Here is a 22298-nt window from a genome sequence, read left to right on the forward strand (position 1 = left end):
GTGTGACGGAAGGAGCGACGCGAACATGACGGACAGTCGAATCGCGGTGATCGGCATGGCCGTACGGCTTCCCGGTGCCGAGGACGTGGCGGACCTGCGCTGGCTGCTGACCCACGACTCGGTCGAGGTGGACGAGGTCCCGCCCAGCCGGTGGGCCCGCGCCCACTACCTGGGTGACGGCGACCACCAGGGCACCCACCACCGGGGCGCCTTCCTCCAGGACCCGTTCTCCTTCGACCACGAGGCGTTCGGCCTGACCGCCGGTGACGCCGTCCTGCTCGACCCGCAGCAGCGGGTGATGCTGGAGGTCGGCGCGCGGGCGCTGGAGGACGCCGGCTACCGCTCCGTGCGCCGCCGTCTCGACGCGGGCGTCTTCGTCGGTGCCCGGATGAACTCCTACGGCTTCGACCACGGCCGTGGGCTGGCCCCGACCGGGCCGGACGGCACCGGCCGACCGGTCCCGGCGGCACTGTGGGGCCGGTCGCAGAACTTCGTCGCGGCCTGGCTCTCCGACCGCCTCGACCTCACCGGCCCCAGCCTGGTGGTCGACACCGCCTGCTCGTCCTCGCTGACGGCGGTCTGGTTGGCCTGCCAGAGCCTCGCCGCCGGCAGCTGCGAGATCGCCCTGGTCGGCGGCGTGGACCTGCTGCTCGACCCGCTGACCTTCGTGTTGCTGTCCCGCACCGGCGCGCTCTCCCCGGACGGGCTGTGCCAGACCTTCGACGAGAAGGCCAACGGGTACGTCCCCGGCGAGGGGGCCGTCGCCCTGGTGCTCAAGCCGATGGCCGCGGCGGTGGCCGACGGTGACCTGATCCTCGGCGCGATCGCCGGCACCGGCGTCAACAACGACGGCCGGACCATGGGGGTGACCACCCCCAACCTGGAGGCCCAGATCGCGTTGCTCGACCGGGTGTACGGGCGCATCGACCCCACCACGGTGCAGTACGTCGAGACCCACGGCACCGGCACCGCCATCGGCGACCCGATCGAGGTGCGGGCCCTCACCGACGTGTTCGGCCGGCGCGGCGTCGCCCCCGGCAGCGTCGCGCTCGGCTCGCTGAAACGGCGGATCGGGCACCTGCACTCGGCATCCGGCCTGGCCGGCCTGGCCAAGATCGTCCTCTGCCTGCGGGACGGGGTCGTCCCCGGGGTGCCGGTGCCCACCGTCAACCCGCGGCTCCGGTTGGACACCGGCCCCCTCTACCTGCCGCCGCGTCCCCGACCCTGGCCGGCGGCCCCGATCCGCCGGGCCGGCGTGAGCGGCTTCGGCTTCGGCGGCACCAACGCACACGTGGTGGCCGAGGCGGCGACCGGGCCCGCGCCGACCGCCACCGGGGCCGGGCGGCCCACGGAGGTGCTCGCCCTCTCCGCCGACAGCCCCGACGTGCTGCGCGAGCTGGCCGCGCAGTGGGTGGAGTTCCTCCCCTCGGCGGCCGACGAGATCGCCGACGTGCTCGCCACCGCCCGGCTCGGCCGCCCGGCCCGCGCCGTACGCTGCGCGGTCACCGGACCGGACGCCGACGGCCTCGCCGCCGCCCTGCGCGCCCGGCTGCTGCGCGCCGACGTTCCGCTGGGGGAGCCCACCGGACGACCGCCCGTGGTGGCCGTCCGCCCGGTGGCCGGGTCCGCCCCGCCGCGGTGGCTGCTCGCGCTCCACCACGACCTGCCGGCGGTACGGGAGATCGTCGGCCGGTTCGAGACCGCTGTCGGTAGCCCGGTGACGACGTTCTCCGGTCCGCTGCTGCGGATCTGCACGGGGGTCGTGCTGGCCGTGGCGCTGCGCGGCACCGGGGTACCCGAGCAGGCGGTCGACCTGCCGCCCGGCTGGGCGCCGATCGCCGACTTCGTGCACGGACGTACCTCCCTGGAGGAGGCGCTCAGCACGGTGCTGGCCGCCGGAGCCGCGACCACGGACACTCCCGACCCGGACGACGTCGACGCCCGACTGGACCTCTGCGCGCGCCTCGCCGCCGCCACCGACGGGCGGCAGGCCGCCGGGGTGCTCGCCGCCGTCACGGCGGAACTCTACGAGGCCGGGGCGGACATCGACTGGGCCACGTTCCAGGGGCCGGTCGCCTGGCACAAGCGCCTCCTGCCGGTCGGCCAGGCCCGCGGCCCCGCGCTGGACCTGCGGGAGCCGCTCCGCTCCGCCGAGCCCGGCGGCCCGCTGACCCTCGACGACACCGGCCCGGCCGGGTACGCCTTCTCCCGCGTCTTCGGGCCGGGCGAGGTGCCGATCGCCCAGCACTCGGTGTACCGCCGGATCATGCTCCCCGGCGTCGCCTGGTTCGACTTCCTGCGCCAGGGTGCCGAGCTGCGCGGCGAGCCGTTCCACGGGGTACGCGACGTGCTCTTCCACCGCCCGCTCATCCCGACCGGGGCGCACCGGGTGGTGTGCCGGGTCGACGCCGAGGGGCGGTTCACCGTCGCCGACGTCGACGGCACCCCCTTCGTCACCGGCCGGTACGCCCCGCACCCCGATCCGGTGCCCGCGCCGCAGCCGCTCGCGGCGCTGCTCGACACCTGCTCCCGGGTGCACGCCGGGTCCACCGTGTACCGCTGGCTGCGCCGCATCGGTTACCAGCACGGCCGGTACTACCGCAACATCTCCTGGGTCGCCAGCCTGCCCGGCGGCGGCACCCTCGCCCGGATCGAGGGGGGCCGGCAACGCGCCCTGAACCCCCCGGAGGTCCAGCTCTTCCCGGGGTTGCTGGACAGCGTCACCATCGCGGCGATCGACCCGGACAACCCGGTGTTCGGCACCGACCACGCCACCGCCTTCATCCCGCTCTCCGTCGACCGGGTGAGCGTGCACGGTGCCCTGGCCGACGCCGCCTACGTGCGCACCGAGGTGTCCTTCTGGAACGAGGAGGCGTGCCGGGTCACCCAGGTCGTCCTCGACGCCGGGGGCGTACCGCTGCTGACCTTCGGGGACATCTCCTCCAAGCGGGTGCCCGTCCTCGCGTTCAGCGAGCCGCCGGCCGACACCGCACGTCGAGCGGCACCCGGGTCGGCGGTCGCGCCGGCCTCCGCCGCCGTCGCCGTCCCGGTGGACCCCGCCGTGGTGAGCGCGGCTGCGGCGCGGGGGGAAGCGTCCGCACCCGCAGCGGCGCACCGGCCCGGTGCGGAGCCGGCCGGGGCTGCCCCGGGGGTGCCGCCGGCTGTCGACCGGTCCGCGCCGCCGCCGGCTGTCGACCGGTCCGCGTCGCCGCCGGCCGCCGGCCCCGTCGCGGCGACGCCGTTCGCCCGGGCGCTCGCCTGGTTCCTGGCCCTGTCCGGTACGGACGCCGAGCACGTCGACGCCGAGTTCCTCTCCGCCGGCTTCGACTCCGTCGGCCTGGTCGGGCTCAGCGAACGACTGTCCCGGGAGCACGGCCTGTCGCTGTACCCGACCGTCTTCTTCGAGTACCCGACCCCCCGCAGCTTCGCCCAGCACCTCGTCGACGAGGCGCCCGACTTCGTCGCCGCGCTGGCCGCGCCGCTGCCCCCGGTCCCGCCGGCTGTCGCCGCCCCACCGTCGGCCGGCTCCATCCCCGTCTCGTCGCCGGCTGCCCCTGTCTCGCCGCCCGCCGACCCGGGGCCGGTGCCGACCGCCGGCACCGCCGCCGCCACGCCGCCTGACCGGTCCGTGCCCACCCCGCTGCCGGCCGGCAGCGTTCCTCCTCCGCCGCCGGCCGGTGACGTGCCGACCGTGCCGTCGGCCGCCGTGCCGTCGGTTGCCGCCGTGCCGTCGGCCGCCGGGGTCGACGGGACGGACCCGGGGCGTGACATCGCCGTCGTGGGTGCCGCGATCCGGGTGCCCACCGCCGACGACCTCGACGCGTTCTGGACGCTGCTCACCGACGGGCGCGACACCGTCGGCACCCTGCCCGATGGCCGGTGGCAGCCGCCGGAGGGTCCGGTGCCGCAGGCGTCCTTCCTGGAGCGGGTCGACGAGTTCGACCCCGTGCCGTTCCGGATCTCCGCCCGGGAGGCACCGCTGATCGACCCTCAGGCCCGCATCGTCTACGAGACCATCTGGCAGGCCCTGGAGGACGCCGGTCGGACGGGGCAGGGGAGCCCGGACAACCGGATCGGCCTGTGGATCGCCTACAGCCACGACCACTACCACGAGGAGCGGTCCCGGCACGGGGTGACCGACGGGCGGGGGCTGGGTCTGGAGGCGATGATCCCGAACCGGCTGTCGTACCTGATGGACTGGCACGGCCCGAGCGTCGTGGTGAACACGCTCTGCTCGTCGTCGCTGGTGGCCTTGCACACCGCCGTGCAACACCTGCGGGCCGGCGACATCGACACCGCCGTCATCGGTGGCGTGCACGCCGCGATCAGCCCCGAGTACTTCGACTCCATGCGGGACCTGCGGGCGCTCTCGCCCACCTTCCGCTGCCGGGCCTTCGACGTCCAGGCCGACGGGTTCGTGCCCGGTGAGGGGGCGGTGGCGATCGTGCTCCGCCGCCGCGCGGACGCGGAACGTGACGCCGACCGTATCCGGGGTCTGATCAAGGGAGTGGCGGTGAACCACGGTGGCCGGACCACCAGGTACTCCGCTCCGAGCCCCGTCGGCCAGCGGGAGGTGATTGTGGCGGCGTTGCGGGATGCGGGTGTTGGTCCCGATGGGATCGGGATGGTGGAGGCGCATGGGACGGGGACGTCGTTGGGTGATCCGATCGAGGTGGAGGGTTTGACGCGGGCGTGGCGGGGGTTTACGTCGCGGACGCAGTTCTGTGCGATCGGTTCACTCAAGTCGAATATTGGTCATTTGGAGCCGGCGGCGGGTTTGGCGGGGTTGGTGAAGGTGTTGTTGTCGTTGGAGCACGGGGTGGTGCCGGCGACGTTGCATGTGGTGCGGCCGAATGACCATATCCGGTTCGAGGAGACGCCGTTCTTTGTGGCGGACAAGCCGGTGTCGTGGCCTCGGGTGGCGGGTGTGCCGCGTCGGGGGGCGGTGTCGGCGTTCGGGATGGGTGGGGTGAACGCGCATGTGATCGTGGAGGAGGCGCCGCTTCCGGCCGTTCGGGAAGCCCTGCCGCAGGGGTCGTTTGTGGTGAAGGTTTCTGCGGCGAGTGAGGAGGGGGTGCGTCGGTTGGCGGACGGGTATGCGCGGTTGTTGTCGGGTGTGGATTCGTCGGTGTTGGGTGATGTGGGTTTCACGGCGAATGTGGGTCGTGCGTCGCATCGGTTCCGGGTGGCGGTGCAGGGTGTTGACGGGTCGGAGTTGGCCGCTGGGTTGGGTGCGGTGGCGGGTGGGGATCGGCCGGTGGCCCGGTTGTCGAATGAGCCTCCGTCGTCGGTGTTCCTGTTTTCGGGTCAGGGTTCGCAGTATCCGGGGATGGGTGCGGGGTTGTATGCGGCGGAGCCGGTGTTCCGGGATGCGTTCGATGAGTGCGTCGAGGTGGTGGCGTCGTGTTCGGATGTGCCGTTGCGGGAGGTGGTGTTCGGGGAGCGGGGTGACGAGTTGGTGCAGACGCGGTTCGCGCAGGTGGGGATCGTGTCGGTGCAGGTGGGGTTGGTGCGGTTGTTGGAGTCGTGGGGTGTTCGGCCGGGGTTGGTGGTGGGTCACAGTGTGGGGGAGTTGACGGCCGCGTGGGCGGCGGGGGTTTTCGGGTTGCCTGAGGTGTTGCGGTTGGCGGTGGTGCGGGGTGGGTTGATGCAGGCGCAACCTGCGGATGGGGCGATGGCGGTGGTGTTCGCCGATGCCGGATCGGTGGAGGCGGTGTTGCCGTCCTTCCCCGGGGTGGAGATCGCGGCGTTCAACGCTCCGCGCAGTGTGACGATCTCCGGCCCGGCCGAGGCGGTGGAGGCGTTCGGTGTCGGGTCGGGATTGCGGACGCAGCGGTTGACGGTGAGTCACGCGTTTCATTCGGCGGCGATGGCCGGGGCGGTGGACCCGTTCGCCGAGGCGTTCGGGCGGGCGGTGGTGTCGGCGCCGCAGGTCGGTTTCGCGTCGACGGTGACGGGTGGTTGGCATGACGCCCGGTCGGTGGCCGACGGCGGGTTGTGGGGTTCGGGGATTCGCCAACCGGTGCGGTTCACCCAGGCGGTCGAAGCGGCCTATGCGGCCGGCGGTCGGGTGTTCTGGGAGATCGGCGCGCATCCGGTCCTGACGGGGTTGGCGCGGGCGACGCTCACCGACACCGACCTGACGTGGTTGCCGACGCTACGCCGGGACCACGACGACCAGGCGCAGCTCCACACGGCTGTCACGTCGTTCTACAACCAGGGCCACGGCGACCTCGACTGGGCCGGAATCCACCAGGGGAAGGGACACCGCACCACCACCATCCCCACCTACCCCTTCCAACGGCAGAGATTCTGGGTCCACGGTGGAGTGGACGGGGTGGCGAACGGCGCCCCCGCCCGGCCGGCTTCCGGGAGACAGCACCTGTCCAGACATAAGATCCACCTTTATCCGCCCGCCCGGGAAAACCACGTCGACAAGGACCGGATGTCATGACTACGGAATACGGACTCAAGCGTCACTTCAACGGTGACGCCGCCCGCCTCATCGGCGGCAAGATCCGCGAGGTTCACCCGGACTTCGACGTCGAGGAATACGCCGTCGAGGTGGAGCGTCGCATTCCCGGAAAGGAGCTGAAGGACCGCGTCCTCGTCCTGGCGGAGGGACTGCGCAGCCGGCTCCCCGAGGACTATCCCGAGAGCGTGAAGATCCTCCTGGCCATTCTCGGCGACGAACTCGCCGAGGGCGAGGGGATGTTCAACGTGAGCTGGTACCTCATGCCGGTGGCCCGGTTCGTCGAGGAGTACGGCCTGGACCACCCCGAGGTGTCCCTCGACGCACTCGTCGAGATCACCAAACGGCACACCGCCGAGTACGCCATCCGCCCCTTCATCGAACAGCACCACGAGCTGACGATGAAGCGGATGGCCGACTGGGCCCGCGACCCCAGCCACAACGTCCGGAGAATGGCGAGCGAGGGCGTGCGTCCCCGGCTTCCCTGGGCGCGTACGCTCACCGCCTTCGTCCGGGACCCGCAGCCCGTACTGGAGATCCTCGAACCGCTGCGCAGCGACCCCTCCGAGTACGTGCGCAAGTCGGTGGCTAACAACCTCAACGACATCTCCAAGGATTCGCCCGACGTCGCGCTGGCCACCGCGTTGCGCTGGTCGCAGGAGAGCCCGACCCCGGAGACCACCTGGATCGTCCGGCACGCACTGCGCACGCTGGTCAAGAAGGGCAACCAGGAGGCGCTGGCGATCGTGGGCGTCACCGGGGGTGAGCACATCCGGGTGCCCTCGATGGGGCTCCACCCGCGCACCCTGACGCTCGGTGAGTCGACGATGATCCGCCTCGACGTCGAGAACACCGACAGTCGCCGGCACACCGTCACCGTGGACTACGTCGTGCACCACGTCCGCAAGAACGGCCAACGCATCCCCAAGGTCTTCAAGCTGACCACGCTGGACCTCGCCCCCGGCGAACGCCGGACGGTGGAGAAGTCGCACCCGGTCCGGGAGGTCTCCACCCGGCGCTACTACGCCGGTGAGCACCTCGTCGACATCCAGGTCAACGGTCAGGTGCTGGCCACTGACAGATTCGACCTCCGGCTGTGAACGGCCACCGTACGCCGCTCGCCGCCGACCACCCGGTGCTGCGCGACCACCGGATCGGCGACACGCCGGTCCTGCCCGCGGCGGCGCAACTCGACGCGATGCTCAGCGCCTGCGCGGCGACCCGGGAGGGCGGGAGCTGGCAGCTCGACCGGGTGGCGTTCCTCGCGCCGCTGCCGGTCGCGCCCGGCGGGTCGGTCGAGATCGAGACCGTGCTCACCCCGGCCGGGGAGTGCACGCTCACCTCGTGGCAGCCGGACGGCTCCGGTCCGGTCCTGCACAGCCGGGCCCGGGCCACCCCCAGCGCGTTGGCCCCGCCGAGCTACCGGGACGTCGCGGGGCTGCGTGCCGGCTGCGCCGACGAGGTGCCGCTCGCCGCCGTCGAGGAGTGGCGGCGGGGCAGCGGCATCGCGTACGGCCCGACGTTCCGGGCGATCCGCGCCGCGCACCGGGGGCCCGACCGGATGCTGGCCGTGCTCCGCACCTCCGGCGGGCTGACCGACCGGCACTTCGTCCCGCCGCCGCTGCTGGACAGCGTCTTCCAGTGCCTCGGCATGCTCGACGACGGCTCGGCGGGGGCCTGCCTGCCCTGGTACGTCGGGCGGATCACCGCCCGCCGGCCGGTCACCGGCACGGTCCTGGCCCTGGTCGAGCGGACCGAACCGGCGGGTGGGGCCGGCGGCGCGGTGCGCGGGCGGGCCACGGTCTGCAACCAGCAGGGCGAGGTGTTGTTGGAACTGGACCGGATCGTCCTCAAGGCGGCCGGCCCGACCACCGCCCCGGCGGCCCCCCACCGGCAGCCCTCGTCGACCCGCTCCATCCCGGCACCCACCGATCCGCCTCAGGCCGATCCGCCTCCCGCTGGTCCGACGCCCGTCCACCGGGTGCCCGCCGGGTCGGTCACCGCCGTGGCCTGGCGGCCGGTCGTTCCCACCCCGCAACCGGCCACCGACCCCGGTCGCACCTGGGTGGTGTCGGGGGAGGCCGGCATCGAGTCGTACGAGGGTGGGCCCCTCCTGCTCACCCCGGCCGACCTGGACGACGTCCACCTCGACCGGGCGCTTGCCGGGACGCCGCCCGCCGAGGTGGTCTACGTGGCGCCGCGCGGCGGGCGGGACCGGGCGGCGGCCGTCGCCCTGTTGCACGGCGTCTTCACCCTGGTGCGGCGGCTCGCGGCGCAGCCGCCCATGCCCGCCCTCACCATCGTCACCAACGCCGCCCAGCAGGTCACCGACGGTGAGTCGATCGAACCCGGACAGGCCGCGCTGTGGGGCCTCGCGCGGACCCTGCGGATCGAGCACCCGCAGGTCCGGGTCCGCCTCGTCGACATCGGCCTGGCCGGCGGCACCGAGCCGCCGACCCTCGACGAGGTACGGCACGGCGAGGCGGAACTCGCCTGGCGGGACGGCTCCTGGTACGCGCCCACCCATCCGGCGGTGCCGGTCGTACCCGGGCGGTCGGCCCGGCCGGTGGCCGGTGGCCGGTTCCTGGTCACCGGTGGTCTGGGCGGCATCGGCCTGCACGTGGCGGAGTTCCTGGCCGGTGCGGGCGCTGCCCACCTCACCCTGGTCGGTCGCACGGTACCCACCGAGGGGCCGACCAGGGCCCGGCTGGACCGGCTCGCCACCACCTGTGACCTGCGGATCGTCGCCGCCGACGTCCGTACGCTGCCGGAGGTGCTGCGCGGCGCGGAACCCTTCGACGGGGTCTTCCACGCCGCGGGTGTGCTGCGCGACGGGTTGGCGCGCAGCCTGTCGGCGGAGCGGATCGACGAGGTGTTCGGGCCGAAGATCGGTGGGGTGCACGCGCTCGACGAGGCGTTTCCCGCCGACGCGCGACCCGGGTTCGTCGTCCTGTTCTCGTCCATCTCGGCGACCCACGGCAACCTCGGCCAGAGTTCCTACGCGACCGCCAACGCCTACCTCGACGGCTACGCCGCGCGCCGTCGGGCCGCCGGGGAGGCGTGGTACAGCCTCGGCTGGGGTCTGTGGCGGGTTGGCATGGGTGCGGGGATCGCCGACGCCGCGGCGGCACGCGGCATTCCGGCACTGACCGCCGCGGACGGCATCGCGCTGCTGCGGCACACCCTCGAACTGACTCCCGCGAACTACGTCGTGTCCGCAGTCGACGAACCGGAGGACGACCAGATGACCACCGCGACCCCCGTCGAGACCCGGCTGTGGCCGGCGTTGTCGGCGATCCTGAAGCGGACCCTGCACGTCGACCAGGTGTCGCCCGACGACAACCTGCTGGAGCTGGGGCTGGACTCGATGATGGCGGTCGAGGTCTCCGCCGCGCTGGCCGGTGAGGGGCTGGACGTCGATCCGGTGGCCATGTTCGACCACCCCGACGTCGGGGCGCTGGCCCGGCACCTGGAAGGACTGCCCCGCCACCCGGCGGGTCCGGCCCCCGCCACCCCCGTCCCGCCCACCCCCGTCCCGCCCGCCCCCGTCCCGCCCGCCCCCGTCCCGCCCGCCCCGGCCCCGCCCGCCGGGTCGGGTGGCGCGTCGCCGGCCTCGACGACCGCGTCGGGGGCGGCACGCTTCGTTCCGGACTGGGACCGCTACCGCGACGTCGACGCCGCCGACCGGCACCCGCCCCGGCCCGGCCACCGGGTGGTGACCGGTCCGGCGACGGGGAACCCGGGGACGAACGGGCACCGGCCGGCGGCGGGTCCGCCGGCCACCCGGGAGCGGCCTGCCGGGCCACCCGGTGCCACCGTCCCGGTCGGCACGTCGGTGCCCCGCCGCACCCTGCCCGGCCGGCTCGGCGACCACCCCGGCGGCTCCTTCCTCGACCGGCGCATCGACGCGTTGTCGGTGGACGACCGGGTGGTCATCGCCCAGGACGACTACTTCTACGAGCCGGTCATCGAGGAGTCCAAGGGTGCCTGGATCAAGTTCGACGGCCGGTGGTTCCTGAACTTCGCGTCGTACAGCTATCTCGGGCTGATCGGCCACGACTACATCAACCACCAGGCGCAGCGGGCCCTGGAGCGGCACGGCACCGGCGCGCACGGCGTGCGGCTGCTCGCCGGCACCCTGCACCTGCACCGGGAGCTGGAGTTGGGCATCGCCCGGTTCCTCGGGGCCGAGGACGCCATCGTCTACACCAGCGGCTACATGGCCAACGTGGCGACGATCGGCGCGCTGGTCGGGCCGGGCGACGTGGTGATCGGCGACGTCTACAACCACGCGAGCATCCTGGACGGCTACCGGCTGTCCGGCGCGACCGTGATCACCTACGCGCACAACGACCTGACCGACCTGGAACGCGCCCTGCGCCGGGCGGGTGACGCCGGGAAGCTGGTGGTCACCGACGCGGTCTTCAGCATGGACGGTGACATCGCCGACCTGCCCGGCATCCTGGCGCTGTGTGAGCGCTACGACGCGCCGCTGATGGTCGACGAGGCACACAGTCTCGGTGTGCTGGGCGCCACCGGCCGGGGCATCACCGAGCACTTCGGTATCGATCCGGCCCGGGTCGCGGTCAAGATGGGCACGCTGTCCAAGACGGTGCCCAGCACCGGCGGCTACGTGGCCGGCTCCAGCGACCTGGTCTTCGCCCTGAAGAACAACGCCCGGGGCTGGATGTTCTCCGCCGCCGGCACCCCCATGCAGGTGGCCGCCGCACGGGCCGCGGTGGAGGTGATGGAGGCGGCCCCGCAGCTCACCGGGGAACTGCGGGCCCTAACCGACCGGTACCGGGCGACGTTGCGCGGTCTCGGCTTCGACACCCTCGCCAGCGAGACGCCGGTGGTGCCGATCATCTGCGCCAGCGCCGGGCAGGCCCAGGAGATGGCCCGGCTCTGCCAGGCCGAGGGCATCTTCGTCCAGCCCATCGTCTATCCCACCGTGCCCAAGGCGCTGCCCCGGCTGCGCACCATCGTCAACCTCAGCCACGGCGCCGACGACCTCGACCATGCCGTCGCCGTCTTCGCCCGGGCCGGCCGGAAGGTCGGGCTCATCGCCTGAGTGCGACCGGCGCGCCCCGACCGAGACCAACCGTGTTGCCGACCGCCCGACCGGGCGGCCGGCGAAGGAACCCCGTCGAGAGGAGAACGCAGTGAGTGACATCGACAGCAGGGCCTTCTTCGGTGCCGTTCTGAAGGCCGTCGCCTGCACCCGCAACCACAGCACCGACGAGACCGGCTACGCCGAGGGGGTGCTGACGCCGACCGCCCGGATCCGGGAGTTCGAGAAGGAACTCGGCGACCGGGCCCTCACCCGGGCCGAGGCCGAGCAGGTGCTGGGCTGGCTGGACGCCACGTTCCGGGCCAAGCTCACCCCCGCCGAGGAGCGGGAGCACTACCACCGGTACATCGCCGAGGTGTCCGGGGTGACCCGGGTGCCGGCCACCGTCGCCGCCTGACCGGCGGCGTCCGGTCCGGGGTGCGCCACCGACCCGGTCCCGTCGGTGGCGCACCCCGGCCACCCGTCCCTGCCCGATGTCGAGCGCCGAGGACGTCGCCCATGTCGAAGCTCGCCTGGTACAGCCACGAGATCTGCTTCTGGCACGACCCCGGACCGGGATCGGGCTACCTGCCCGTCGGTCCGGGCATCGAACCCCTGCGCCAGCACGCCGTCGACCCGGACCTGCGCCGGGCCGAGGGACTGGTCCGGCTGGCCGGGGTGCTGGACCACTACACCCCGGTCACCCCCGAGCCGGCCACCGACGACGACCTGCTGCTGGTGCACGTGCCGGAACACCTCGCCCGGGTCGAGGCGGCCTCCGCGCTCGGCGCGGGCGACGCCGGGGTGTACGCGTACGTCAACCACCACAGTGCCCAGGCCGCCCGGGTGGCGGCGGGGGCCGGCGCGCAGGCGGCCACCGCCGTGCTCGACGGGCGCTTCGACCGGGCGTACTGCCTGGTCCGGCCGCCCGGGCACCACGCCGAGCCGGACCGGGCGATGGCGCTGTGCCTCTACAACAACGTGGCGGTCGCCGCACGGGCGGCGCAGCGGCACGGGGCACGCCGGGTGCTGGTGCTCGACTGGGACGTGCACCACGGCAACGGCATCCAGCGCACCTTCTACGCCGACCCGGACGTGCTCTACGTCTCGATCCACCAGGAGGGGCTGTTCCCACCCGCGTCGGGGCTGGTCACCGAGACGGGCACGGGTGCCGGTGCGGGCCGCACCCTCAACGTGCCGTTGCCCGCCGGTTCGGGGCACGAGGCGTACCTGGCGGCGCTGTCCCGGCTGGTCGTGCCGGCGGCGCGCGCCTTCCGTCCGGAGCTGGTCCTGGTCGCGGCCGGTGTCGACGCGAGCGGCCACGACCCGATGGGTCGGATGATGTGCACCAGCCGGACCTTCCACGCGATGACCCTGACGATGTGCGCGCTGGCCGACGAACTCACCGGCGGGCGGATCGTCTTCGTCCACGAGGGCGGCTACTCGGCCTGGTACCAGCCGACGCTGGTGTTGGCCATCGCGTCGGCGATCGCCGGCCTGCCACCCCCGCCCGATCCCTTCCTGCACTCGTTGGAGCACCTGCCCGGGCAACGGCTGCGACCGCAGCAGAGCCGCGTGGTCGAGCACCTCGAGGCCCACCACCCGATGCTGGCATGAGGAGGGCGGAGCCGATGAACGGCTGGTTGATGCGGGTGGGCGCGGGCCTGCGGCACCCGGTCGAGGGCGGGTCCCACTCCGCCCGCCCGGCCCGCGGCGGGCCGTGGGCGCGACTGATCGCGTTGCCGCACGCCGGCGGCTGGCCGTCGGCGTTCCGCACCTGGCGGCCGGTGCTGCCGGCGGGGGTCGAGCTGCTGGTCGCCCAGTTGCCCGGCCGGGGGCTGCGGGCCGGGGAGCCGCCGCTGCGCCGGGTGGCACCGCTCGTCGACGGCCTCAGCCGCGCCGTCGCGGAGCTGCCACCGCTGCCGTACGCGGTCGTCGGGCACAGCTTCGGCAGTGTGCTGGGCTACGAACTGACCCGGGCGATGGAACGGCTCGGTCGGCCGCCCCGGCTGCTCACGGTGTCGGCCCGCCAACCACCGTGCTTTCCCAGCGAGCCGCCGTTCGCGCACCGCCGGACGGACGACGAACTGCTGGAACACCTGGTGGAGATCGGCGGGATCGGCCCCGAGCTGCTGCACCGGGGGGACCTGGTGCGCCCCGCGCTGGCCGCGATCCGGGCCGATCTCGAAGCCATGGAGACCTACCGCCGGCCGCCGACGGGGGTGGCGGTGCCGATCCTGTCGCTGGGCGCGGTGGACGACCCGGTCGTCGTCGCCGACCGGCTGCACCTGTGGTCGCTGGAGACGACGGGGGCCTTCTCCCGCCTGATGTTCACCGGCGGCCACTTCTACCTGTACGACCCGGACACCGCGGCGACCATCGCGGAACATCTCTTACGTCTCTGTTTCCCCCATATGGCGCAACATCAGGAAATGTCGCACCCCAGTGCGATGCTCTCGCACTGACCACTCCGCACCATCCAGAGAGGAACCACCTTGGGCACCACGAGCGAACCGCAGCACCGGGCGAGCACCCGGGAGTGGCTGGGCCTGGCAGTGCTGGCACTACCGACGCTGCTGCTCTCCATCGACATGAGCGTCCTGCACCTCGCGGTGCCGCACATCAGCGAGAGCCTGCTGCCCAGCGCGCCACAGATGCTGTGGATCATCGACATCTACGGCTTCATGATCGCCGGCCTGCTGGTGACCATGGGCACGCTGGGCGACCGCATCGGCCGGCGGCGGCTGCTGCTGATCGGCGCCGCCGCGTTCGGCGTCGCCTCGGTGATCGCCGCGTACGCCGACAGCGCCGCCATGCTGATCGCCGCACGCGCCGCGCTCGGCATCGCCGGCGCCACCCTGATGCCGTCCACCCTGGCGCTGATCAGCAACATGTTCCAGGACGCGAAGCAGCGGGGGATCGCGATCGCCGTCTGGGTCACCATGTTCTCCGTCGGCATCGCGCTCGGCCCGGTGGTCGGCGGCGCGTTGCTGGAGTACTTCTGGTGGGGCTCGGTCTTCCTGCTGAACGTGCCGATCATGGCGGTGCTGCTGCTGGCCGGCCCGCGCCTGCTGCCCGAGTACCGGGACGCCGACGCCGGCCGGCTCGACCTGACCAGCGTGGCGCTGTCCCTGGCCACCATCCTGCCGGTCATCTACGGCCTCAAGGAGCTGGCCAAGGACGACCCGGGCCTGCTGCCGGTGCTCGCGATCGTCGCCGGCCTGGCCGTCGGCGTGTTCTTCGTCCGCCGGCAACGGGGCCTCACCAGCCCGCTGGTCGACCTGCGGCTGTTCCGCAACCGCGCGCTGACCACCGCCCTGGTGGCGATGCTGTTCAGCATGCTGATCGCCGGCGGGACGTACCTGTTCGTCACGCAGTACCTCCAGCTCGTGGTGGGGCTCTCCCCGCTGCGGGCCGGGCTCTGGCTGCTGCCGGCGGCGATCGCGCTGATCGTCACCTCGATGCTCTCCCCGGTGCTGGCCGGGCGCTTCGCCCCGGCGCACGTGGTGGCCGCCGGCCTGGCCGTCTCGGCGGTCGGGCACCTGAGCCTGGCCCTGGTCGGCAGCGAGGGCGGGCTGACCCAGCTGGTGGTCGGCTTCCTCCTCGTCTACGCCGGGGGCGGGCCACTGATCGCCCTCGGCACCGACATCGTCGTCGGGTCGGCGCCGCCCGAGCAGGCCGGCTCCGCCTCGGCCGTCTCGGAGACCAGCACCGAACTGGGCATGGCGCTCGGCGTCGCCATCCTGGGCAGCATCGGCGCGATCGTCTACCGCAGCCAGGTCACCGTCCCCGAGGGCACCGCCGCGGGGGACACGCTGGCCACCGCCGTCGCCGCCGCCGAGCGGCTGCCCGGGGAGGTCGGCGCGACGCTGCTGGCCTCCGCCCGGGAGGCGTTCACCGGCGGGCTGAACGTGATCGGCGCGATCAGCACCGTGATCACCGTCCTGCTCGCCGTGGCGGTGCTGACCATGGTCCGCGTCCGGCCGGCCGCGCCGCACGACGCCCCGGTGGACGACACCGTACCGGCGCGGTCGGCGTCCTGACCCGCGTTCGTCCCGACACCACCGGGGGCGGGCCGACGGACCAGGTGTCCGTCGGCCCGCCCCCGCCGTCGTGACCGGACGCTCCCCGACAGCCGGGAGAACGCCCTCCGGCGGCCCGTCGCGCGCACCCGGGACAGCACCGGTCCGGGACGCCGGGTCGATCCTCGACCGGCCGGGTGGGGTCGCCGACCCGGAGGTGCCGGTGACGGTGGGGTAGCTCGCCGGTCAGCGCCGGACCGGCAACCGACCGAGCTTGTCCGGGTTGACCACCAGCAGCAGCCGTTCGATGCCCCGGGCCGAGGTGTCCAGCGTGATCAGCGTGACCGGCCGGTCGGCGGCGACCAGCACCCCCGGACCGCCGTTGACCTCGACCAGCTCGACGGTCGTCGCCCGCCAGTACTTGCGCCGCACGTTGTCCAGGAAGTTCGTCACCCGGGCCGGCCCGCACACGTCCCGGCGGGCCGCGTGCACCCGGCCGCCGCCGTCGGAGCGGGCCACCACGTCGGCGGTGAGCAGCCGCTCAAGCGTCGCCAGGTCGCCGTCGCGGGCCGCGTCGAGGAACGCCTGCGCCAGCCGCCGACGCTGCTGCGGCGCGACCGGTGTGGCACCCTCGACGGCGAGGTGCCGCCGGGCCCGGCCGGCCAACTGCCGCGCGTTCGGCTCCGACGTGCCGAGCACCCCGGCGATCTCCCGGTACGGGTAGTCGAACGCCTCCCGCAGCACGTACGCGGCCCGCTCGGCGGGGGTCAGCCGCTCCAGCAGCAGCAGGACCGCGACGTCCAGCGCCGCCGCCCGTTCCGCGCCGAGGGTCGGATCGGCGCGGGTGTCGACCGGCTCGGGCAGCCACGGCCCCACGTACGTCTCCCGGGTGGCCCGCGCCGAGGTGGCCGCGTTCACCGCCAGCCGGGTGGTCGTGGTGGTGAGGAAGGCCGCCGGGTTGCGCACCCCGCTGCGGTCGGTGCGCTGCCAGCGCAGCCACGCCTCCTGCACCACGTCCTCGGCCTCGACGACGCTGCCCAGCATCCGGTAGGCGAGCCCGAACAGCCGTGGCCGCACGTCGAGGAACGCGGCCAGGTCGGCGGGTGCGACGGCCGGCGGCGCGTCGGCGGTGGCCCCGGACCCGGTCGTCATGCGCCTACCGTAGGCGGTGCGCCGCGCGGGCCCGACGTCACCCGCCGGGCCCGCGCGTCGGGTCAGCGTCCGCGCCACTGCGCCAGCCGGGTGCCGCCGGTGCGGGCGTCGCCGAGCGGGACCAGCGCCTGCTCGGCCAGCAGCGCCCCGAAGTAGCGTCCCTGCGGGTCGCTGACCACGGGCCGGGGGTCACCGGCGGCGGCCAGCGTCGCGCGACCCAACTCGTCCAGCCGGAACCGCTCGGGCCCGGCCAGGTCCACGATCCCGTCGGCCGGCGTGCCGACGGCGATCTCGGCCAACACCGTCACCACGTCGTCGGCGGCGACCGGTTGGATCAGTGCCGACGGCAGCCGCACCTCGTCGCCCACCACGGACGACTCGACGATGGCCGGCACGAACTCGAAGAACTGGGTGGCCCGCAGCACCGTCCACGGCACGTCCGCCGCGGCGATCAACGCCTCCTGCGCCACCTTGGCGCGCATGTACCCGCTGTCGGGGATGCGGTCGGCGCCGACGATCGACAGTGCCACGTGGTGCCGTACGCCGGCCTTCGCCTCCGCCGCCAGCAGGGTACGGGTGGACGTCTCGAAGAACGCCAGCACCGCGTCCGCCTCGAACGACGGCGAGTTCGACACGTCCACCACCACGTCGGCGCCGTCGAGCGCCTCGGCCACCCCGGTGCCGGTGAGCGTGTCGACCCCGGTCCGCGGCGAGGCGGCCACCGCGTCGTGGCCCTGTCGCCCGAGCACGGTCACCAGCCTGCTGCCGATCAGTCCGCTGCCCCCGATGACGACGATCTTCATGGTCGATCCACTCCCTGTCCGTCCCTGGCGGTGCACACCGCCCTGCACTCCCAACGACCGACGGGACCCGCGATCCGTGACAGGCGTCGTCCCGGCCCGTCGGCGGCCGGGGGCGGCCGGCCACGGTCCGCCGGCGGCTGCGGCAGCGGGTAGCGTTCCCGCGGTGGGTGCGCCGGCACCCGGGTGAGGAGACACCATGGCGGGCACGACGACGGTGGAGGTTCCGACCAGCGACGGCGCGGCGGATGCGTACCTGGCCCGGCCGGACGGGGACGGGCCGTTCCCGGCGGTGCTGTTCTTCATGGACGCCTTCGGGCTGCGTCCCCGGCTCGCCGAGATGGCCGAGCGGATCGCCGCGCAGGGTTACCTGGTGCTGGTGCCGAACCTGTTCCACCGCACCGGCCCGATGCCGCGCGTCGACCTCGCCGACCTGGCCGACCCGCAGCGGCGCGGCGAGCTGTTCGGCCGGATCGTGCCGCTGATCACCGCGCTCACCCCGGAGCTGGTGGCCCGGGACGCCGGGGCCTACCTGGACTTCCTCGCCGGCCGCGACGACGTCGCGGCCGGGCCGGTGGCGATCGTGGGGTACTGCATGGGCGGCACCAACGCGCTGCGCGCGATCGAGGCACACCCGGACCGGATCGCGGCGCTGGCCAGCTTCCACGCCGGCCGGGTCGTCACCGACGAGCCGGACAGCCCGCACCGGGGCGTCGGCGCGGTCACCGGTGAGCTGTACTTCGCCCACGCCGACCGGGACGACTCGATGACCGCCGACCACATCGCGACGTTGGAGGGGGCACTCGACGCCGCCGGGGTCACCTACCGCTCCGAGGTGTACGCCGGGGCCCCGCACGGCTTCACGATGGCCGACACCGCCATGTACGACGAGGCGGCCACCGAGCGGCACTGGGCGGCGCTGTTCGACCTGTTGGAGCGGACCCTGCGCCGAGCCGGACGCGGCGGGGCGGATGACGGTCCCCACGCGAGCGCATGACAGTCGCGTGACATTTGGCCCGCAGCGTTCCGCCGTGGTTTCACCGCCCGCCCACCCGGGGCAGAGTCCAGATCGACAGCGACTCGTGGAGGGACGACACACGTGGAAGTACAGGGCTTCTTCACCGCCATCATCATCGGTCTGATCATCGGTGCCCTGGGTCGCCTCGTGGTGCCCGGGAAGCAGAAGATCTCGATCCTGCTCACCCTGGCCATCGGCGTGGTGGCCGCGGTCCTCGGCACCCTGCTCGCCGGCGCGCTCGGGGTGGACGACACCCGGGGTATCGACTGGATCGAGCTGTTCCTCCAGGTGGGGTTCGCGGCCGTCGGCGTCGCCCTCCTCGCCGGCACGTACGGCCGACGTCGGCACTGACCCGCACCCCCTCGCGTCGGCCCGCCCTCTCCCCGGGGCGGGCCGACGCGGCCGTTTACGGGGGCGGGTGGCGGGTCAGGTACCCCTGGGGGTATGTTGGTGGCAGGAGGTGCACCGTGAAACTGCGACCGGAGATGACCGGCGACGCGCTGACCCGGCTCAAGCGGGCCCGGGGTCAGCTCAACGCCGTGATCGAGATGATGGAGAACGGCGAGGACTGCCGGGAGGCGTTGACCCAGCTCGCCGCGGTCTCCAAGGCCATCGACCGGGCCGGTTTCAAGATCATCGCCTCCGGGATGCGGCACTGCGACGCGGCGCGTGGGCGCGGTGAGACTCCCGAGATGACCGAGGCCGAGCTGGAGAAGCTCTTCCTGGCGCTGGCCTGACCCGCGAACGGCACCCCGCCCGGCCCGCCTGAGCGCGCTCCGGGCGGGTACTCCGTACCCCGGGACACGAACACCGGTCTGTCCGTTACATACCCCCCGGGGTATCAGCGAAAAGAGAGGTTTGTCATGAATGTCGAGGTATCGGTGCTCAGCACGTCCTCCCTCGGCGACCGCAGCTACCTGGCCTCCGACGGCCGGGTGGCGGTCGTGGTCGACCCGCAGCGCGACGTCGACCGCATCCTGCGCCTGGCCGGCCGGCGCGACGTCCGGATCACCCACGTGGTGGAGACCCACCTGCACAACGACTACGTCTCCGGCGGCCGGGAACTCGCCCGGCTCACCGGGGCCGAATACCTGGTGGCCGCCGCCGACCAGGTCGGTTTCCCCCGCACCCCGGTCGACGACGGCGACGAGGTGCCCGTGTCGGACACGCTGCGGCTGCGGGTGGTCGCCACCCCCGGCCACACCTTCCACCACCTGTCCTACGTCCTGGACACCGCAACCGACGGCGGCTGGCAGCCGGTCGGTGTGTTCACCGGCGGCTCCCTGCTCTTCGGCACCACCGGCCGCACCGACCTGCTCGGCCAGCAGCACGCCCACGAACTCGCCCACCACCAGCACGCCTCCGCCCGGAGGCTGGCCGACCTGCTGCCCGACGGCACCCAGATCTGGCCCACCCACGGCTTCGGCAGCTTCTGCTCCGCCACCCAGGCCGACGCCCCCGACTCCACCATCGGCCGGGAGCGGCAGGTCAACCCGGTGCTCCGGCTCGCCGCCGACGACTTCGTCACCGACATCCTCGCCGGCCTGGACGCCCACCCCGCGTACTACGCGCACATGGGAGCCGCCAACGCCGCCGGCCCGCCGCCGATCGACCTCACCCCGGCCACCCGCGCCGACGCCGGGCAACTGCGCGACCGGATCGCCGCCGGGCAGTGGGTGGTCGACCTGCGCCACCGTAAGGCGTACGCCGCCGCGCACCTCGCCGGCACGGTCAGCCTCGGCCTCGACGGGCCGATGTCCACCTGGCTCGGCTGGCTGATCGACTGGGGCACCCCGCTCACCCTGCTCGCCGAGACCCCGGAACAGATCGCCGACGCCCAGCGGGAACTGGCCCGCATCGGCATCGACCGGCCCGCCGCCCAGGCCACCGGCGGCCCCGAACGGTGGGCCGCCGACCCCGGCCAGCTCCGCGAGCAGCCCACCGCCGACTTCGCGGCCCTGGCCGCCGCCCGTGCCGGGAACCCACCCGCCGGACTGCCCGCCCCGCAGGTCGTCCTCGACGTGCGGATGACCAACGAGTGGACGGCCGGGCACCTCACCGACGCCGTCCACGTCCCCCTGCCCGACCTGCCGGCCCGGCTCGCCGACGTCCCCGCCGGGACGATCTGGGTGCACTGCGGCTCCGGCTACCGGGCCAGCGCCGCCGCGTCCCTGCTGGCCAACGCCGGCCGGACGGTGGTCGTCGTCGACGACCGGTTCGACCGGGCCGCGCCCGCCGGCCTCACCCTCACCACATCCGCCTGACCCCACACCCCCGCTGCGGCGGACCCGAAACGAGGAGAGATGGACCGTACCGACCCCACCCGCGAGGCCACCGTCGACGCCGGCACCCTACGTGCCCTGGTCGACTCCGGCCGGGCACCCCGCCTGCTGGACGTCCGCACCCCGGCCGAGTTCGCGACCGCGCACATCCCCGGCGCCTACAACGTCCCGCTCGACCTGCTCCGCGAACACCGCGACGAACTGCGGCGGCACCTCGACGAGGAGGTGGTGCTGATCTGCCGCTCCGGCGCGCGGGCCGGCCAGGCCGGTCGGGCGCTCGCCGCCGCCGGCCTGCCCCACCTGCGGGTCCTCGACGGCGGCATGCTCGCCTGGGAAAAGACGTCGGCACCCGTACGGCGGGGCACCCCCCGCTGGGACCTGGAACGCCAGGTACGCCTGGTCGCCGGGTCGATCGTGCTGGCCAGCATCCTCGGCTCGGTGCTGGTGCCGGGGCTGAAGTGGGTAGCCGCGCTGATCGGGGGCGGGCTCACCGTCGCCGCCCTCACCGACACCTGTGCCATGGGCATGCTGCTGGGCCGGCTGCCCTACAATCGGGGTGCCGGATGCGACCTGGACGGTGTCGTCGCCCAACTGCGCGGTGGCACCGGACGGCAGGGGTGAGCGCCACCCTGCCGTTGACGGTCGGGCTGGCCGTGCTGATCGGCGTCAGCCTCGGCCTGCTCGGCGGCGGCGGTTCCCTCCTGGCCGTGCCGCTGCTGGTCTACGTCGCCGACCTGCCGGCCCGGGAGGCCATCGCCACCTCGCTGCTCGTCGTCGGCGTCACCAGCCTCGTCGGGGTACTGCCGCACGCCCGGGCGCACCGGGTCCGCTGGCGTACCGGGCTGGTCTTCGGGCTCGCCGGCATGGCCGGGGCGTACGTCGGCGGGCGGCTGGCCGGCCACCTTCCGCCGACGCTCCTGCTAACCGGATTCGCGGTGATGATGCTGGCCACCGCCGCCGCCATGATCCGGGGTCGACGGGTCGCCGGGGGCGGCGGGCCGCCCGAACTGCCCCTGGCCCGGGTGCTCGCCGACGGGGCGGTGGTCGGGCTGGTCACCGGCCTCGTCGGGGCCGGCGGCGGGTTCCTGGTGGTGCCCGCGCTGGCGCTGCTGGGCGGCCTGCCGGTGCCGGTCGCCATCGGCACCTCGCTGGTGGTGATCGCGATGAAGTCGTTCGCGGGTCTCGCCGGCTATCTCTGGACCGTCGACATCCACTGGCCGCTGGCGCTCGCCGTCACCGCCGCCGCCGTGCTCGGCAGCCTGCTCGGCGGGCGGCTCACCAGCCGGGTGCCGGCCGAGGCCCTGCGCCTGTCGTTCGGCTGGTTCGTCCTGGTCATGGGCGCTTTCGTGCTGGTCCAGCAACTCCCCGGCGGGGTTCGGGCCGACCCGGCGCTGTGGACCGGCCTGGCCGGCCTCGCGGCCGGCGCGGCGCTCGCCGCGCTGACCTGCGCCCGACGTTCCCCGGCCGGCGTCGGTCGGACAGCGACCCGCCCCGCCGACTGA

The 22298-nt window shown here is 73.8% G+C and carries 15 protein-coding genes; 13 read left to right on the top strand and 2 right to left on the bottom strand.

Annotated features, from left to right (window positions below):
- The first annotated feature begins 25 nt into the window (after nt 1-25).
- The 7 genes from ACN268_RS03160 to ACN268_RS03190 all read left to right on the top strand — a co-directional run bounded on the left by ACN268_RS03160 (nt 26) and on the right by ACN268_RS03190 (nt 15565).
- The gene (locus tag ACN268_RS03160) at nt 26-6454 is read left to right on the top strand and encodes a beta-ketoacyl synthase N-terminal-like domain-containing protein (protein ID WP_421481636.1); all 6429 of its coding nucleotides are present in this window, start codon (nt 26-28) and stop codon (nt 6452-6454) included.
- Nucleotides 6451-7572 (top strand): DNA alkylation repair protein, encoded by a 1122-nt coding sequence (locus ACN268_RS03165; RefSeq protein WP_421481637.1) that lies wholly within the window; start codon nt 6451-6453, stop codon nt 7570-7572. Before ACN268_RS03160 ends, ACN268_RS03165 begins: the two co-directional genes overlap by 4 nt.
- The gene (locus ACN268_RS03170; RefSeq protein ID WP_421481638.1) at nt 7569-11543 is read left to right on the top strand and encodes an aminotransferase class I/II-fold pyridoxal phosphate-dependent enzyme; all 3975 of its coding nucleotides are present in this window, start codon (nt 7569-7571) and stop codon (nt 11541-11543) included. The genes ACN268_RS03165 and ACN268_RS03170 overlap by 4 nt, the downstream gene beginning before the upstream one ends.
- Nucleotides 11544-11634: 91 nt before the next feature.
- Nucleotides 11635-11940: a hypothetical protein gene (locus ACN268_RS03175; protein ID WP_421481639.1), complete on the top strand. Its 306-nt coding sequence runs from the start codon at nt 11635-11637 to the stop codon at nt 11938-11940.
- Between the two features lie 101 nt (nt 11941-12041).
- Complete coding sequence (locus ACN268_RS03180; protein ID WP_421481640.1) at nt 12042-13139, top strand: class II histone deacetylase; 1098 nt, start codon at nt 12042-12044, stop codon at nt 13137-13139.
- A 14-nt stretch (nt 13140-13153) separates the two neighbouring features.
- Nucleotides 13154-13987: a thioesterase II family protein gene (locus ACN268_RS03185; protein ID WP_421481641.1), complete on the top strand. Its 834-nt coding sequence runs from the start codon at nt 13154-13156 to the stop codon at nt 13985-13987.
- 12 nt (nt 13988-13999) lie between these two features.
- Nucleotides 14000-15565 (top strand): MFS transporter, encoded by a 1566-nt coding sequence (locus ACN268_RS03190; RefSeq protein WP_421486795.1) that lies wholly within the window; start codon nt 14000-14002, stop codon nt 15563-15565.
- Nucleotides 15566-15790: 225 nt separating this feature from the next.
- On the opposite strand, the gene ACN268_RS03195 is transcribed toward ACN268_RS03190, so the two are convergent.
- Both ACN268_RS03195 and ACN268_RS03200 read right to left on the bottom strand, forming a co-directional pair.
- Entirely contained in the window at nt 15791-16696 is a 906-nt protein-coding gene (locus ACN268_RS03195) for an RNA polymerase sigma-70 factor (protein WP_421481642.1), read from the bottom strand.
- A gap of 62 nt (nt 16697-16758) precedes the next feature.
- Entirely contained in the window at nt 16759-17499 is a 741-nt protein-coding gene (locus ACN268_RS03200; protein WP_421481643.1) for an SDR family oxidoreductase, read from the bottom strand.
- A 196-nt stretch (nt 17500-17695) separates the two neighbouring features.
- Between ACN268_RS03200 and ACN268_RS03205 the strand changes: the two genes are divergently transcribed.
- The 6 genes from ACN268_RS03205 to ACN268_RS03230 all read left to right on the top strand — a co-directional run bounded on the left by ACN268_RS03205 (nt 17696) and on the right by ACN268_RS03230 (nt 22298).
- Nucleotides 17696-18493 (top strand): dienelactone hydrolase family protein, encoded by a 798-nt coding sequence (locus ACN268_RS03205; protein WP_421481644.1) that lies wholly within the window; start codon nt 17696-17698, stop codon nt 18491-18493.
- Between the two features lie 102 nt (nt 18494-18595).
- Nucleotides 18596-18865 carry a GlsB/YeaQ/YmgE family stress response membrane protein gene (locus tag ACN268_RS03210; RefSeq protein ID WP_421481645.1) on the top strand — a complete coding sequence of 90 codons (270 nt, stop codon included), beginning with the start codon at nt 18596-18598 and terminating at the stop codon, nt 18863-18865.
- A gap of 116 nt (nt 18866-18981) precedes the next feature.
- Complete coding sequence (locus ACN268_RS03215; RefSeq protein ID WP_204926517.1) at nt 18982-19251, top strand: metal-sensitive transcriptional regulator; 270 nt, start codon at nt 18982-18984, stop codon at nt 19249-19251.
- Between the two features lie 126 nt (nt 19252-19377).
- A complete protein-coding gene (locus ACN268_RS03220) occupies nt 19378-20778 on the top strand; it encodes a rhodanese-like domain-containing protein (protein ID WP_421481646.1) in 1401 nt (466 codons plus the stop codon).
- A 39-nt stretch (nt 20779-20817) separates the two neighbouring features.
- Nucleotides 20818-21417: a rhodanese-like domain-containing protein gene (locus ACN268_RS03225; RefSeq protein WP_421481647.1), complete on the top strand. Its 600-nt coding sequence runs from the start codon at nt 20818-20820 to the stop codon at nt 21415-21417.
- Entirely contained in the window at nt 21414-22298 is an 885-nt protein-coding gene (locus tag ACN268_RS03230) for a sulfite exporter TauE/SafE family protein (protein WP_421481648.1), read from the top strand. Before ACN268_RS03225 ends, ACN268_RS03230 begins: the two co-directional genes overlap by 4 nt.

Origin of the sequence: Micromonospora sp. WMMD735 (assembly GCF_049178995.1) — a bacterium.
Classification (GTDB): Bacteria; Actinomycetota; Actinomycetes; order Mycobacteriales; family Micromonosporaceae; genus Micromonospora; species Micromonospora wenchangensis.

Bases quoted from the DNA above. Each gene is read 5' to 3' on its own strand.
- ACN268_RS03160 (WP_421481636.1), top strand. From the start codon at position 26: ATGACGGACAGTCGAATCGCGGTGATCGGCATGGCCGTACGGCTTCCC.
- ACN268_RS03165 (WP_421481637.1), top strand. From the start codon at position 6,451: ATGACTACGGAATACGGACTCAAGCGTCACTTCAACGGTGACGCCGCC.
- ACN268_RS03180 (WP_421481640.1), top strand. From the start codon at position 12,042: ATGTCGAAGCTCGCCTGGTACAGCCACGAGATCTGCTTCTGGCACGAC.
- ACN268_RS03185 (WP_421481641.1), top strand. From the start codon at position 13,154: ATGAACGGCTGGTTGATGCGGGTGGGCGCGGGCCTGCGGCACCCGGTC.
- ACN268_RS03195 (WP_421481642.1), bottom strand. From the start codon at position 16,696: ATGACGACCGGGTCCGGGGCCACCGCCGACGCGCCGCCGGCCGTCGCA.
- ACN268_RS03200 (WP_421481643.1), bottom strand. From the start codon at position 17,499: ATGAAGATCGTCGTCATCGGGGGCAGCGGACTGATCGGCAGCAGGCTG.
- ACN268_RS03205 (WP_421481644.1), top strand. From the start codon at position 17,696: ATGGCGGGCACGACGACGGTGGAGGTTCCGACCAGCGACGGCGCGGCG.
- ACN268_RS03220 (WP_421481646.1), top strand. From the start codon at position 19,378: ATGAATGTCGAGGTATCGGTGCTCAGCACGTCCTCCCTCGGCGACCGC.
- ACN268_RS03225 (WP_421481647.1), top strand. From the start codon at position 20,818: ATGGACCGTACCGACCCCACCCGCGAGGCCACCGTCGACGCCGGCACC.